Source organism: Azospirillum sp. Marseille-Q6669, assembly GCF_965111635.1.
On record NZ_CBCOOP010000004.1, the window covers coordinates 454,809 to 468,367 of the forward strand.

Below are 13,559 nucleotides of genomic sequence, written 5' to 3' on the forward strand. Positions count from 1 at the left end.
CCTTACACCTTCGTGAATTCCTTGCGGCCGAACAGGCCCTGCGGGCGGATGGCGAGGATCACCATCAGGATGGCGAAGGCCATGCCGTGTTCGGCGGCGGTGGAGACGTAGCCGCCGACCAGCTTCTCGATGACACCGAGCGCAATGCCGCCGACCAGGGCGCCGGCGGTGTTGCCCATGCCGCCGAAGACCGCCGCCACGAAGCCCAGCACCATCAGGTTGAAGCCGAAGCTGGGATCGACGGTGCCGGTGATCTGCGCGACCATCACCCCGGCGATGCCGGCCAGCACGCCGCTGGCGACGAAGGACAGCACGATCACCCGGCGCACCGGGATGCCGGCCAGCGCCGCCGCGTCGGCGTCGTGCGACACCGCCCGCACCGCGCGGCCCCAGGCGGAGCGGCGCAGGAACAGCTCCATCGCCACCATCAGGGTGAGCGACAGGCCGAGAACGGCAAGATACTGCGACGAGACCTGGACCCCGGCGATGTCCACCGAATCCAGGCTGTCGAAGACCAGCGACGGGAAGGCGATGGCCTGCGACCCGAAGACGGTCGAAACGAAGCCCTGGAGGAAGATGCCCAGCCCCAGCGTGGAGACCACCCAGCCCATGCTGTCGCCGGACTTCAGCAGCGGGCGGATGGCGATCCGCTCCGCCACCACCATCAGCCCGCCGGCCAGCAGGATGCCCAGCGGCACGGCGAGGGCCGTGGGCATCCCGGCTCCCAGCATCGCCACCGTCGCGACCGAGGCGGTCATCAGCAGCGAGCCCTGGCCGAAATTCAGCGTCCGCGTGGTCCAGAAGGTCAGCGACAGCCCCATGGCGATGAGCGCGTAGACCGCGCCGACGCAGACGCCGGCGAAAACGAGTTGCAGCACGAAATGCATGGCGTCGTCCTTGTTGTCTCTCCCCCGTCGCAGCACCCGCCTTTGAGTCCCCTCTCCCCTCTGGGGAGAGGGTTAGGGTGAGGGGGTCCCGCATCGCCTGCGCTTTCGGTCCCCCGACATCCCCCTCACCCCGACCCTCTCCCCAGAGGGGAGAGGGGGATCGCTCCGGAGACGAAAGGAGGAGAGAGGGAACCCCGTCAGTTCTTGACGATCGTCAGCCCGATCTTGTCGCCGGTCTTCAGATACTCAAAGACCGCGACATCCTCCGGCGCGATGGCGTGGTGCTTGGTGGCGGAGAAGGAATAGGTCGCGTTCACGCCGCGCAGGCCCTGGATGCCCTCGATGGCCGTCGCGATGGCCTTGGGATCGGTGGAGTTGGCGCGCTTGATGCCCTCGAACAGCACGTCGGCGGCGTCGTAGGCGTTGCTGACCGACAGCGACATGAAGATCTGCGGGCGCTGCGGGTCGTTGCCCCACCAGCGGTCGGTGCCGTACTTGGCCTTGTAGGCGTCGGCGAAGCCCTGCGCCGCCGGGTTCAGAGTCTCCTCGCCGAAGACGTAGACCATCGAGCCGCGCGTGCCGGTCACGAGATCGCCGGCAGCCTCCTGGTAGGGGATCGACAGGGCGCCGTTGGAGGCGACCAGCGGCACGTTGAAGTTCAGCCGCGCCATGGTGCGGCGGATCACCGCCAGATCGGCGCCCAGCCCGACGCAGACCACCACGTCGGCGCCGGCCCGCTGGAGACGGGCGATCTGTGCCGTCACGTCCTGGGCACGCTGGTTGTAGGTTTCCGTCGCCACGACGGCACCGCCCGCCGCCTTCAGCTCCTTGGCGATCATGTCGGCGCCGGACACGCCGTAGGCCGTGCTCTCGTGCACCAGCCCCGGCTTCTTGAACTGGCTGGCGACGTAGCGGCCGAGCACCGTCGATTCGACGTCGTTCTGCAGAGCGAAGGAAAAGACGTTCGGGCGAGGCTTGCCGCCGTCCGGGTAGGTGACGGTCGGGGTCTGCGCCACCGGGTTCATGTAGGGGCGCCCGTCGGCGGCGGCCATCTCGATCACCGCCAGCGTCGGGCCGCTGCCCGCCGGGCCGATGATGGCGACGAGCTCCTTGTTGTCGAGCAGACGGCGCATGTTCTGCACCGCGCGGTCGGGCACGAGTTGGTCGTCGAGCAGCATCGCCAACTCGACCTTCTTGCCGTTGATGCCTCCCTTGGCGTTCCACTTCTCGATGGCGAGTTCGACGCCGCGCCGTCCACCCTCGCCATACTCGTTGTAAGGGCCGGTGAGAGCCGAGGTCATGCCGATCTTGATGGTGTCCTGCGCGGCGGCGGGTCCGGCGGACAGGGCGAGCGCCGAGGTCAGCGTGACGGCGGCCCCGAGCAAGCGGATGACGGAACGACGGTGCATGGCGCTTTTCCCTCCCTTATGCGGCGAGACGTGCTGCCGCGTCTTATTGAATGAACCATGAGTCATTTTTCATTAAGAATGTAACGCGCGCCAACTGTCAGCGCAACGATGTATTTGAGCGGGATGCGCTTGAGACAGAACCCGCACCAAACCTCCCCGCCGGGTAATCGCATCTGGCCTTCATAGCCCTCTCCCCAGAGGGGAGAGGGCGCTTGTGATAGCTCCACCCAGCAGGAAGGAGCCGGCGCGGGGGCAAACAGACCGCTTGACTGAAACATGAATCATCATTCATTGTTTGGTCGACCAACGGAGCATCGACTCCGCACCGCGCCTTCCCACACACACCGGCGGGGCGCGGAAGAAACGCGAAGGGAGGCATGCATGCCGTCATCCGCCGCTCAGGCAGATCCGATTCCGGCCAACTCAACCCCAACCGACCGGCGGCTGGCGCTCCACCGCACCATGCAGACGATCCGGGCAACCGAAACCACCCTGTCCCGACTGTTCGCCGACGGCGAGATCCCCGGCTTCATCCATCTCAGCGTCGGGCAGGAGGCGGTGGCCGCCGGGGTCGTCGGCGCGCTGGGGCCAAGGGACAGCTTCGCCACCACCCACCGCGGCCACGGCCATGTGCTGGCCCGCGGCGTGAAGCTGGACCTCTTCTTCAAGGAGATCATGGGGCGGGCCGGCGGCATCTGCGGCGGGCGCGGCGGCTCGATGCACGTCGCCGACCTGTCGCTCGGCGTGCTGGGGGCCAACGGCATCGTCGGGGCCGGGCTGCCGCTCGCCACCGGAAGCGCGCTCGCCCACCAGACGCGGCGCACCGGCGGCGTGGCGGTCGCCTTCTTCGGCGACGGCGCGATGGCCGAGGGCGCCCTGCACGAGTGCCTGAACATGGCGGCGCTGTGGAGGCTGCCGATGGTCTTCGTCTGCGAGAACAACGGCTGGTCGGAATTCTCGCCGACCTCCACCCAGTTCGCCGCGACCCTGGACAAGCTGGGTGCGGCCTTCGGCGTGCCGCACCGCCGGGTGGACGGCAACGACGTGGCCGCCGTGGCCGTGGCCGCCGCGGAGGTGGTGGAGGCCGCCCGCGGCGGCGGTCCGCGCATCCTGGAATGCCTGACCACCCGCTGGCACGGCCATTTCGAGGGCGACCCGCAGCGCTACCGCAACGCCGACGAGATCGCCGGCCTGCCGCAGAACGACCCGCTGCGCCGCTCCGCCGAGGCGCTGCTCGCCGCCGGAGTCGAGGAATCGGCGCTCGCCGCCCTGGTCGACTCGGTGGATGCCGAGATCCGGGAGGCGCTGGAGGCCGCCCGCGCCGACGCCCTGCCCGACGTGGACGCCGCCTTCCGCGACGTCTACACGCCGACCGCCACCCTCACCGCCGGGGCCTGACCTCCGATGCCGAAGCCTTTGCGCTATGTGAACGCCGTCGCCCAGGCCCTCAACGACGCGATGGCCGCCGACCCCGCCGTGATGCTGATGGGCGAGGACGTGGCCGCCGCCGGGGGGCCGTTCAAGGCGACCCGCGGCCTGCTCGACGCCCACGGGCCGGAGCGGGTGCGCGACACGCCGATCTCCGAAGCCTCCCTGGTCGGCGCCGCCGTGGGCGCCGCGCTGACCGGTATGAAGCCGGTGGTCGAGATCATGTTCATGGATTTCGTGACGCTGGCGATGGACGCCGTGGTCAACCAGGCCGCCAAGGCCCGCTTCATGTTCGGCGGGCAGTGCAGCGTGCCGATGGTGCTGCGCACGCCGCACGGCGGCGGGCTGAACGCCGGGCCGCAGCATTCGCAGTGCCTGGAGGCGTGGTTCGCCCACATCCCCGGCCTGCGCGTCGTCTGCCCGGCCACCGTCGCCGACGCCTACAGCCTGCTGCGCGCCGCCATCGAGGCGCCGGACCCCGTCGTCGTCGTCGAGAACAAGGCGCTCTACGCGCTCCAGGGCGACATCGACGTGAACGCCCCGCGCGAGGTCGGCAAGGCGCGAATCGACCGGGCGGGCCGCGACGCCACCATCGTCACCTACGGCGCCACCCTCTACGCCGCCCGCGCCGCCACCGACCGGCTGGCCGCCGAGGGCATCGAGGCGGAAATCGTCGACCTGCGCTGGATTCAGCCCTGGGACGAGGAGGCGGTCTTCACCTCCGTCGCCAAGACCCACCGGGTGGTCATCGCGCACGAGGCGGTGCAGGCCTTCGGCGTCGGGGCGGAGATCGCCGCGCGCATCGCCGCGGACGCCTTCGACGACCTCGACGCCCCGGTGCTGCGGGTCGGTGCGCCGTTCATGCCCATAGCATTCGCCAAGACCCTCGAAGCGGCCTATCTGCCCGACGCCGACCGGATCGTCGCGGCGGTCAAGAGCACGCTCGCCTGAACGCCCCACGGGAGGACACACCATGACGGAAGAAAGCCCCATCCTCACCAGCCGCGACGGCGCCGTGGGCCTGATCACCATCAACCGCCCGGCGACTCTCAACGCGCTCGACGTGCCGACCCTGCTGGAGCTGGAACGGGCTCTGGGCGAGCTGGAGGCCGACGACGGCGTGCACGTCATCGTCGTCACCGGAGCCGGCGAGCGAGCCTTCGTGGCCGGCGGCGACATCGCCGACCTCGACAGCCGCCAGGGCCTCGCCCACTATCTCGACTTTGCGGAGGTCGTGCACCGGGTGTTCCGCCGGTTCGAGACCTGCGACAAGCCGACCATCGCCGCCGTCAACGGCTGGGCGCTCGGCGGCGGGACCGAGCTGGTGCTGTCGCTCGACATCCGCATCGCCGCCGACAGCGCGAAGTTCGGCCTGCCGGAAATCAATCTCGGCCTGTTCCCTGGCGCCGGCGGCACCCAGCGCATCCTGCGCCAGATCCCGCCCTGCCGGGCGCGCGAGCTGGTCTTCACCGGCGACCAGTTCACCGCTGCGGAAGCGGTCGCCTGGGGGCTGGTCAACCGCGCCGTTCCCAAGGCCGAGCTGATGGCCGAGGCGATGGCCACCGCCCAGAAGATCGCCGCCAAGTCGCCGCTGATCCTGAAACTGACCAAGCGCACGCTGCGCCATGGCGCGGAGATGCCGCTCGGCGCCTCGCTGGCCTACGAGCAGGCGATGATCGGGCTGGTGCTGGACAGCCAAGACGCGCACGAGGGCTGCCGCGCCTTCCTGGAGAAGCGCAAGGCCGCCTTCACGGGGCAATGACCATGGTCCGCGAACTGGTGATGCCCAAGTTGGGGCTGACGATGACCGAGGGGGTGCTCGCCGAATGGCGGGTGTCTCCCGGCCAGCCCTTCCGCAGCGGCGACGTGCTGCTCGTCGTCGAAACCGACAAGATCGCCTCGGAGGTCGAGGCCGACAGCGACGGCGTGCTGATCGAGACGACCATTCCGGCCGGCGAGACGGTGGCGGTCGGCACCCCGATCGCCCGCTGGTCCGCAAATGGCGCGGGCGCCGCCCCCGCTCCGGAACCGGCGGAGGCGCCCGCCGCGAAACCCGCCCCGACACCCGTCGCCGCCAACGCCCGCCCCCTGCCCGCCCCGGTCCGCAGCAACGGGGAGCGCATCCTGTCGACACCGCTCGCCCGCCGCCGTGCCGAGGGTTTGGGCGTCGATCTCGGGACGGTGGCCGGCAGCGGCCCGCGTGGTCGCATCAAGGTCGCCGACGTCGAGGCGGCGGCCCAAACGCGGCCAGCGCTTCAACCAGCGCCTCAACCCGAGCTCCAGGCGCCGAAGATCGACGCGCCTGTCGCGGAACGCTCGAAGCCCACCACCCTGCAGGCGACCGTCGCCCGTCGACTGACCGCCGCCAAGCGCGACGTGCCGCACTTCTACCTCGCCGCGGAGGCCGAGGTGACAGAGCTGGCCGCCCTGCGCGACCGGCTGAACGCCGACACCGAGTCCGGGCTTCCGCGGATTTCGATGACCCATCTGGTGCTGGCCGCGGTCGGCCGGGCGCTCGCCGCCATGCCGGAGATGGACCGGGTGTGGGACGACGAGCCTCCCGGCGGCGCGATCCTCGCCCTTGGCCGCGGCGACATCGGCATGGCGGTGGACACGCCGCGCGGGCTGGTCGCCCCGGTGCTGCGCGGGGCGGCGACCCTGCCGCTCGACCGGCTGGCCGCGGAGGCCGCGGCGCTGACCCGCCGCGCCCGCGACGGGCGCCTGACGGAGGAGGATTTCCAGGGCGGCGCCGTCACCGTGTCGAACGCCGGCATGCACAACGTCACCTACATGACCTCGATCATCAATCCCGGCCAGTCGAGCATCCTCGGCGTCGGCAGCGTCCGCTCCGTCTTCCGTCCCGATGCGGCGGGAACCCCGGTGCTGAAGCGCGAACTCGGCCTCGTCCTGTCGGCGGACCATCGGCTGTTCGACGGCGTGACCGCCCTGGCCTTCCTCAACCGCATCATCGCCGGGCTGGAGCGGCCGTTGCGCCTGCTTCGCGCCGCCTGACCCAAGGAACGATTCCCATGGACTTCCAGCTTTCCGAAGAACAGCGCCTGATGATTGAGACGGCGTCGCGCGTCGGCGCCGAGTTCGGTCCCGACTATTGGCGCGAGCAGGACGCGAAGAAGAGCTTCCCGACCGAGGCCTGGGCCGGCATTTGCGAATCCGGCCTCGGCGGTGTCTCCCTGCCGGAGGAGTATGGCGGCTCCGGCCTCGGCATGCTCGACATGGCGCTGGTGGTGGAGGCGCTGTCGGCGGCGGGCGGCGGCGCGACGCTGGCCCAGCTCTTCATGATCAACCCGATCTTCGGCGGCGTGGCGCTGGCGAAGTTCGGCACCAAGGCGCAGAAGGACGCCATGCTGCCCGCGCTGATCCAGGGCAAGCTGAACTTCTGCATGGCGCTGACCGAGCCGAACGCCGGCTCCAACAGCCTGGAGATCCGCACCTTCGCCCACGCCGACGGCCAGGGCTGGCGGCTGAAGGGCCAGAAGATCTGGATCACCGGCGTGCCCGACGCGCAGAAGATGCTGGTGGTCGCCCGCACCACCCGGCTTGAGGAGGCGGGCCGCCGCACCGCCGGCATCAGCCTGTTCCTGATCGACGTGGACCGCGAGGGCCTCAGCCACCAGCCGATCGAGAAGGTCGGCACCAACACGCTGGCTTCCAGCACCGTCTATTTCGACGACGTGCGGATCGAGCCGGACGAGCTGATCGGCACGCTCGACGGCGGCTGGCACCAGCTTCTCGACGTGCTCAACACCGAGCGGATCGTCACCACCGCCGGACTGGTCGGCGCCGGCAGCCTCGCCATTCGGCTGGCGGTGGACTACGCCAAGGACCGCAAGGTCTTCGGCGACAAGCCGGTGGCCGCCTACCAGGGCGTCCAGTTCCCGCTCGCCCAGGCGCACGCCGAGCTGCAATGCGCCCGGCTGATGAATCTGAAGGCGGCGTCGCTGTGCGACACCGGCCTGCCCTACGGCAGCGAGGCCAACATCGCCAAGCTGATCGCGGCGCAGGCGGCGTCCCACGCCATCGAGCGGTCGATGCAGGCGATGGGCGGCATGGGCTACGCCAAGGAATACCATGTCGAGCGGCTGTGGCGCGACGCACGGCTGTTCCGCTTCGCCCCGGTGTCGGAAGAGATGGTGTTGAACTTCATCGCCATGCACGATCTCGGCATGCCGAAATCCTACTGAGCGGAACCGGCGGGCAACGCCGGACGCACATCCCGAGGGAGGGGACACCCGTGGTCAATCTGAGCGCCTTCATCCGGTTCCACGCGCTGCGCACGCCGGACCGGCTGGCGCTGGTCTATGGCGACCAGCGCATCAGCTACGCCGACTTCCTCGACCGCATCGGGCGCATGGCCGCCTTCCTCCACCGGCGCGGCGTGCGCGAGGGCGACGTGGTGGCGGTGGTGATGAAGAACAGCGCCGCCTTCCTAGAGATCGCCTTCGCCGCCAGCCACCTCGGCGCGGTGTTCCTGCCGATCAACTACCGGCTGGCCGCCCCCGAGGTCGCCTTCATCACCGGCAACGCCGGGGCGATGCTGGTCTTCGCTGACACCGAGCTGGCCGCGGCGGTGAAGGACGACCCGCGCGCCGTTCTGGTCGACGCCGCGGCGCAGGCGGACGGACGGGCGCTGGCCGGGACCGAGGGACCGGTGCCGCCGATGCGGGTGCGCGGCTCGCAGGATCTGTTCCGGCTGATGTACACGTCGGGCACCACCGACCACCCCAAGGGGGTCATGCATTCCTACGAAAACTTCTATTGGAAATGCATGGACCATGTGACGGCGCTGGGGCTGACGGCGGAGGACCGGCTGCTGGCGGTCGGACCGCTGTACCATGTCGGCGCCTTCGACCTGCCGGGCCTCGCGGTGCTGTGGCTGGGCGGGACGATCTGCGTCCTGCGCGACTTCGACCCGGACACCGCCCTCGCCGCCATCGAGCGCGAGCAACTGACCGGCGCCTGGTTCGCCCCGGTGATGGTCGGGCGCATCCTGTCCCATCCTGAGCGCGGACGCTACGACGTCTCCAGCCTGAAATGGGCGATCGGCGGCGGCGAGCGCACGCCCGAGCAGCGCATCCGCGACTTCACCGGCCTGTTCGCCAACGCCCGCTACATCGACGGTTACGGCCTGACGGAGAGCTGTTCGGGCGACACGCTGATGGAGGCCGGACGCGAGATCGAGAAGATCGGCTCGACGGGACGGGCGCTCGCCCATGTGGAGATCGACATCCGCGACGATGCCGGCACCTCCCTGCCCGCCGGGGACATCGGCGAGATCTGCCTGCGCGGACCGAAGGTCACCAAGGGCTACTGGAAGGACCCGGAGAAGACGGCGCGCAGCTTCTACGGCGACTGGTTCCGCACCGGCGACGTCGGCTATCTCGACGCCGACGGCTTCCTGTTCCTGACCGACCGCAAGAAGGACATGATCATCAGCGGCGGCGAAAACATCGCCTCCTCGGAGATCGAACGGGTCGTCTTCCTGCTGCCCCAGGTCGTCGAGGTCGCCGTCATCGCCGTCCCCGACGAGCGCTGGGGCGAAGTGCCGGCGGCGGTCGTGGTGCTGAAGGAGGGCGAGAGCCTCGACGCCGAGACGCTGGAGCAGCACTGCCGTCGGCACCTTGCCGGCTTCAAGATCCCCAAGCGCCTGCTGCTGCGCGAGGCGCTGCCGCGCAACCCGTCCGGCAAGGTGCTGAAGCGCGTGCTGCGCGACGAACTGGCCCCCGCCCATTCGGAGGACACACCATGACCGCTCCCGACACCCTGGCGGCGGCCATCGCCCGCTTCGTCGCCGGCCTGACCCTGGACAACCTGCCGCCCGACGTGGTGGAGAAGGCGCGGGTCTGCCTGCTGAACGGTTACGGCATCGCGCTCGGCGGCCACGACACCCCCTACGCTCCGGTGGCGCGGGCGGCGGCGCTGGCCATGCATGGCGAACGATCCGACGGCGCCAGCATGCTGGGCGACAACACGTCTGGTAGGAACCGGAGGACCAGCGTTCCCGGCGCCGCGCTCGCCGGCTCCGCCCTGTTCCACGGCCGGGCGCAGGAGGACACCTGCGGCGCCGCCCACATCGGCGCGGTGCTGATCCCGCTGCTGACCGCGCTGGTCGAGGCCGGGGACGGCCCGGTGGAACGGCTGCTGCCGGCCCTGGTCGCCGGCTACGAGGCGGGCGGGCTGCTGGAGAACGCCTTCTCGCCTCTGACCACGCCCGCCGGCCTGCGCGCCTCGCCGCTCTACGGCACCTTGGCCGCCGCCGCCGGGGCAGCGTACCTGCTCGGCCTACCGGAGGAGCGCATCGCGGCGGCGCTCGCCAACGCCGCCTCCTTCACCGGCGGCATCCTGCAATCCTTCGACGACGGCACCGACGAGTGGCGCTATCAGGTGGGCGTCGCCGCGGTGAACGGGTTGACGGCGGCGCGGCTGGCGGCGGCTGGCTCGGTCTCCGCCCCTCGCGCCTTCGAGGGACGCACCGGCTTCGTCCGCGCCTTCGCCCGCACCGGCTGCGATCCGGTGGAGCTGGCGGCGCGGCTGGGTCGCGACTGGTCGATCCACCGCGTCACCTTCAAGCCCTACCCGGTCTGCGCCTTCAACCAGACCCCGGTCACCGCGGCGCTCGCCCTGCGCGAGGAGGTGGCGGGCCGGGCCATCCGGTCGGTGACCGTGCGCATGAACCCGTTCGAGACCGGCTACGCGGGCATGGATTCGAAGGGACCCTTCGCCAGCATCTCCGGCACGCTGATGAGCATTCCCTTCTGCATCGCGCTGACGCTGCTGCGCGGCGTGCCGACCATGGAGACGATGACCCGCTACGACGACGGCGCAGTCAACGCCCTGGTCGCACGGGTCGATCTCGTCCCCGACGAGGGTGTGCGGCGGCTGTGCTGCGCCATCGAGGTGGTGTTGGAGGACGGCACGGCGCTGACCCGCCGCCAGGACATGACGACCGACGACTTCTCCCTGCCCTGGGACGCGGTGAGCGGGCTGGTCCGCCGCATCGGCGATGAAACCGGGGTGCCGGCCGACGCCTACGACCGGATCGAGCGCTTCGCCCGCGCCCTGCCCGAGGCGGCGATCGACGACGTGCTGGAGGCGTTCGGGCGGCTACCCGATCACCCGCATCAGGCGCTGGTTTCTCTCGTCAAAGGCGTGAGGAACGGCTAAATCCGGGACGGAGAGGGAGATTGCAGGCGATGGTGGCGATGGGGCGAACGGCGGGAAAGAAGACGCGGGTGCAGCGGTCGGAAGAGGTCCGCGACGCCCTGTTCCAGGCCGCCGCCGAGGTGGTGGGGGAATATGGCTACATCGACGCCTCGATCACCCGCATCACCCAGCGGGCGAACCTGGCGCAGGGCACCTTCTACAACTACTTCTCCTCGCGGCAGGAAATCTTCGACGAGCTGCTTCCGGTGCTGGGCGCCAAGATGCTGGCCCACATCCGCCAGCAGGCCAGCGGCGCCAGGACCTTTCTGGAGAAGGAGGAACAGTCGTTCCGGGCCTTCTTCTCCTTCCTCAAGCGCATGCCCTATTTCCTGCGCATCCTGAACGAGGCGGAAATTTTCGCACCCAAGGCCCACCGCCAGCACTTCCACAACATCACCGGCGGCTACATGCGCTTCCTGCGCAGCGCCCGCAAGAACGGCGAGATCGCCAACCTTGGCGACGAGGCGCTGGAGCCGCTGGTCTACATGCTGATCGCCACGCGGGGCTATCTCGCCTTGCGCTACACCGACGAGGACGGCGTCGTCAATCTGCCGGAAGAGGCCGTTCAGATGTACCTTCAACTGCTCTCCAAGGGCCTTCTGACCAAGGAACCGAATGCGCCGTCGTAAAGACCGCACCGCAGCGGCCGTGGGCCGGCCGGCCTTACGCGCTCCTGTTCAGTGACGACAGGAACTCGTCCTCCCACTGCCGCCCCGCCTCCAACTCGCTGAACAGCCATTCGCGGAACAGCCGGATCTTCGGAAGGTTGGCGGTCGATTTCAGCGTGACGAAGCCATGCCCCTGTGCCCGCAGCCCGCGGGTCGGGAAGGGGATGATGAGCCGCCCCGACAGCAGTTCCTGCCGGGCCAGCAGCAGGCTGTCCAGGCACACGCCCATGCCGTTCGCCGCGGCGTTGATCGCCATGAAGGAGCGGTCGAAGCGCAGGCCGCGCTCCATGTCCAGCTCGACGCCGCGGTGCCGGTTCGCCCAGTCGCGCCAGCCGACGATGTTGATTTCCGAATGGATCAGGATGTGCCGGCTGATGTCCGACGGCTTGCGGATCGGGTTCAGCCCGTTTGCGAGCGCCGGGGAGCACATCGGCACGATGACATCGTCGGGAAACAGCTCCAGCACGCAGCCGGCCGGCGGCGGGCCGGGGTTGTAGCGGATGTCCACATCCACCGCCCCCGTCGTCAGGTCGATGGGTGAGACCGACGCGCGCAGGCGGATGTCGATGGCGGGATGGATCTCCTTCACCCGCCCCAGACGCGGCATCAGCCACTGCGCGGCGAAGCTGGGCATCGAGCGCACGGTCAGGATCGTCGTGCCGCTGCCCGTCGTCGTGACGTTGCGGGTCGCCGTGTCGATGCGGGCGAAGGCGGCGATAATCTCCGCGGCATAGGCCCGCCCGTCGTCGGTCAGCGCGACCGACCGGTGCACGCGGTGGAACAGCCGCAGGCCGAGCTGCTCCTCCAGAATCTTCACCTGATGGCTGATCGCCGAGGGCGTCAGGCCGAGATCCTCCGCCGCCGTTGCGAAGGAACCGAGCCGCGCCGCCGCCTCAAAGGCTTGCAAAGCCTTGATGGAAATCCGTTTCCGCATCGCACCATATCGATGAATTCATTTCAGCATTCGGCAATCTTATTCGTTTGTCGAATTCATCTCAAGACCATAGGATTGTTGCAACGATCGGAGGCACGAACCATCAGCCCTCCGTACCGAAAAATCATCAAAACCGAGCGAAAACGACGCTCCGCCGCGGCACCCCCAGGGCCGCCACGCCCACGGCCGTCACACCCACGGCCGCCATGGCGGAGCCAGCTTCGAACAAAGGGAGCGAGCATGTTGCTGTCCAACAAGGTGTGCGTGATCACCGGAGCGGCGTCCCAGCGCGGCATCGGCCGGGCCACGGCGCGGCTGTTCGCCCTGCACGGCGGGCGGGCGATCATCCTGGACCTCGACGGCGGTCAGGCCGCCGAAGCCGCCGCCGAGCTGGGCGAGGCGCACCGCGGCATCGCCTGCGACGTGACCGACAAGGCCGCCTGCGTCAACGCCGCCGCCCGCGTGGTCGAGGAGTTCGGCCGCATCGACGTGCTGGTCAACAACGCCGGCATCACCCAGCCGCTGAAGTTCATGGACATCGAGCCGAAGAACTACGAGGCGGTGACCGACGTCAGCCTGCGCGGCACGCTCTACATGAGCCAGGCGGTCGTCCCGCACATGCGCGCCCAGAAGTCCGGCTCCATCGTCTGCATCTCCTCGGTGTCGGCGCAGCGCGGCGGCGGCATCTTCGGCGGCCCGCACTACAGCGCCGCCAAGGCCGGCGTCCTCGGCCTCGCCAAGGCGATGGCGCGGGAACTGGGCCCGGACAACGTCCGCGTCAATTCCGTCACCCCCGGCCTGATCCAGACCGACATCACCGGCGGCAAGCTGACGCCCGAGCTGCGGGCGGACATCCTCAAGGGCATCCCGCTGAACCGCCTGGGCGATGCCGAGGACGTGGCGCGCTCCTGCCTCTTCCTGGCGTCGGAGCTGTCGTCCTACGTCACGGGCGCCACGCTCGACGTCAACGGCGGCATGCTGATCCACTGACCCTGAAACGCTGGAGACGACT

General features: G+C 69.5%; 12 protein-coding genes. 9 read left to right on the forward strand and 3 right to left on the reverse strand.

The features are described 5' to 3' along the window. Positions 1-2: 2 nt before the first annotated feature. Both ACWPXE_RS23545 and ACWPXE_RS23550 read right to left on the reverse strand, forming a co-directional pair. Positions 3-887, reverse strand: a complete 885-nt coding sequence (locus tag ACWPXE_RS23545) for a branched-chain amino acid ABC transporter permease (protein ID WP_454019762.1) — start codon at positions 885-887, stop codon at positions 3-5. A gap of 197 nt (positions 888-1,084) precedes the next feature. Continuing rightward, entirely contained in the window at positions 1,085-2,296 is a 1,212-nt protein-coding gene (locus ACWPXE_RS23550) for an ABC transporter substrate-binding protein (protein ID WP_454019763.1), read from the reverse strand. A gap of 381 nt (positions 2,297-2,677) precedes the next feature. On the opposite strand from ACWPXE_RS23550, the gene ACWPXE_RS23555 reads away from it, so the two are divergent. From ACWPXE_RS23555 to ACWPXE_RS23590, 8 genes are read left to right on the forward strand one after another with little or no spacing between them, the layout of a single operon-like run. After that, a complete protein-coding gene (locus tag ACWPXE_RS23555) occupies positions 2,678-3,694 on the forward strand; it encodes a thiamine pyrophosphate-dependent dehydrogenase E1 component subunit alpha (RefSeq protein WP_454019764.1) in 1,017 nt (338 codons plus the stop codon). Positions 3,695-3,700: 6 nt separating this feature from the next. After that, complete coding sequence (locus tag ACWPXE_RS23560) at positions 3,701-4,675, forward strand: alpha-ketoacid dehydrogenase subunit beta (protein ID WP_454019765.1); 975 nt, start codon at positions 3,701-3,703, stop codon at positions 4,673-4,675. A 22-nt stretch (positions 4,676-4,697) separates the two neighbouring features. Continuing rightward, positions 4,698-5,486 carry an enoyl-CoA hydratase/isomerase family protein gene (locus tag ACWPXE_RS23565; RefSeq protein WP_454019766.1) on the forward strand — a complete coding sequence of 263 codons (789 nt, stop codon included), beginning with the start codon at positions 4,698-4,700 and terminating at the stop codon, positions 5,484-5,486. A 2-nt stretch (positions 5,487-5,488) separates the two neighbouring features. Continuing rightward, entirely contained in the window at positions 5,489-6,736 is a 1,248-nt protein-coding gene (locus ACWPXE_RS23570) for a dihydrolipoamide acetyltransferase family protein (RefSeq protein ID WP_454019767.1), read from the forward strand. Between the two features lie 17 nt (positions 6,737-6,753). Continuing rightward, positions 6,754-7,926 (forward strand): acyl-CoA dehydrogenase family protein, encoded by a 1,173-nt coding sequence (locus ACWPXE_RS23575; RefSeq protein WP_040137608.1) that lies wholly within the window; start codon positions 6,754-6,756, stop codon positions 7,924-7,926. Positions 7,927-7,976: 50 nt separating this feature from the next. Next, entirely contained in the window at positions 7,977-9,491 is a 1,515-nt protein-coding gene (locus ACWPXE_RS23580; RefSeq protein WP_454019768.1) for an AMP-binding protein, read from the forward strand. Beyond that, positions 9,488-10,906 (forward strand): MmgE/PrpD family protein, encoded by a 1,419-nt coding sequence (locus ACWPXE_RS23585; RefSeq protein WP_454019769.1) that lies wholly within the window; start codon positions 9,488-9,490, stop codon positions 10,904-10,906. Before ACWPXE_RS23580 ends, ACWPXE_RS23585 begins: the two co-directional genes overlap by 4 nt. A 29-nt stretch (positions 10,907-10,935) precedes the next feature. Next, positions 10,936-11,574, forward strand: coding sequence for a TetR/AcrR family transcriptional regulator (locus tag ACWPXE_RS23590; RefSeq protein ID WP_454020053.1), 639 nt, complete (start codon positions 10,936-10,938; stop codon positions 11,572-11,574). A gap of 34 nt (positions 11,575-11,608) precedes the next feature. Here the strand turns inward: ACWPXE_RS23590 and ACWPXE_RS23595 are convergent, their stop codons facing one another. Further along, positions 11,609-12,547, reverse strand: a complete 939-nt coding sequence (locus ACWPXE_RS23595; RefSeq protein ID WP_454019770.1) for a LysR substrate-binding domain-containing protein — start codon at positions 12,545-12,547, stop codon at positions 11,609-11,611. 240 nt (positions 12,548-12,787) lie between these two features. On the opposite strand from ACWPXE_RS23595, the gene ACWPXE_RS23600 reads away from it, so the two are divergent. Beyond that, positions 12,788-13,537, forward strand: coding sequence for an SDR family NAD(P)-dependent oxidoreductase (locus ACWPXE_RS23600; protein ID WP_014198868.1), 750 nt, complete (start codon positions 12,788-12,790; stop codon positions 13,535-13,537). The last annotated feature ends 22 nt before the right edge of the window (positions 13,538-13,559 follow it).

What these genes read in the sequence shown, in the direction of transcription:
- ACWPXE_RS23545 (WP_454019762.1), bottom strand. Translation starts at nt 887, where the DNA reads ATGCATTTCGTGCTGCAACTCGTTTTCGCCGGCGTCTGCGTCGGCGCG.
- ACWPXE_RS23550 (WP_454019763.1), bottom strand. Translation starts at nt 2,296, where the DNA reads ATGCACCGTCGTTCCGTCATCCGCTTGCTCGGGGCCGCCGTCACGCTG.
- ACWPXE_RS23555 (WP_454019764.1), top strand. Translation starts at nt 2,678, where the DNA reads ATGCCGTCATCCGCCGCTCAGGCAGATCCGATTCCGGCCAACTCAACC.
- ACWPXE_RS23560 (WP_454019765.1), top strand. Translation starts at nt 3,701, where the DNA reads ATGCCGAAGCCTTTGCGCTATGTGAACGCCGTCGCCCAGGCCCTCAAC.
- ACWPXE_RS23565 (WP_454019766.1), top strand. Translation starts at nt 4,698, where the DNA reads ATGACGGAAGAAAGCCCCATCCTCACCAGCCGCGACGGCGCCGTGGGC.
- ACWPXE_RS23570 (WP_454019767.1), top strand. Translation starts at nt 5,489, where the DNA reads ATGGTCCGCGAACTGGTGATGCCCAAGTTGGGGCTGACGATGACCGAG.
- ACWPXE_RS23575 (WP_040137608.1), top strand. Translation starts at nt 6,754, where the DNA reads ATGGACTTCCAGCTTTCCGAAGAACAGCGCCTGATGATTGAGACGGCG.
- ACWPXE_RS23585 (WP_454019769.1), top strand. Translation starts at nt 9,488, where the DNA reads ATGACCGCTCCCGACACCCTGGCGGCGGCCATCGCCCGCTTCGTCGCC.
- ACWPXE_RS23590 (WP_454020053.1), top strand. Translation starts at nt 10,936, where the DNA reads ATGGTGGCGATGGGGCGAACGGCGGGAAAGAAGACGCGGGTGCAGCGG.
- ACWPXE_RS23595 (WP_454019770.1), bottom strand. Translation starts at nt 12,547, where the DNA reads ATGCGGAAACGGATTTCCATCAAGGCTTTGCAAGCCTTTGAGGCGGCG.
- ACWPXE_RS23600 (WP_014198868.1), top strand. Translation starts at nt 12,788, where the DNA reads ATGTTGCTGTCCAACAAGGTGTGCGTGATCACCGGAGCGGCGTCCCAG.